This window comes from Streptococcus danieliae, from assembly GCF_013415245.1.
Taxonomy (GTDB): Bacteria; Bacillota; Bacilli; order Lactobacillales; family Streptococcaceae; genus Streptococcus; species Streptococcus danieliae_A.
Window position 1 is genome coordinate 1 of sequence record NZ_JACBXX010000016.1, and the last position, 315, is coordinate 315.

Here is a 315-nt window from a genome sequence, read left to right on the forward strand (position 1 = left end):
CTTTTTTCTGCTTTCGACCATTAGGTGTTGCATAAGAATCAATAATTTTTCCATCCAGTGCGAGTACTTGACCGAAATCAGGGAGTAGTTCATAGAGTTCTGCAATTCCTGTTTGTATCCACTCATCGACAAAACGAGAATAGGCTGACTTGGAGGGAGCATTGACTATTCTTGTCACACTCGAATTCAGACGGACACTGTGAGTTTCAAAGCCACAGATTTGCCGTAATTGACTGTTCATTCGCAATTGGCGTAACAATTGCTGGTCAGTCTCTAATTGAAGAATCAATTTAGCAATATAGGCGATGAAGTAAG

Annotated in this window: 1 pseudogene; it reads right to left on the reverse strand. The window is 40.6% G+C overall.

Features of this window, described 5'->3' with window-relative positions:
* A pseudogene (locus tag HZY94_RS00050) lies at positions 1–315 on the reverse strand (transposase); the annotation flags it as partial.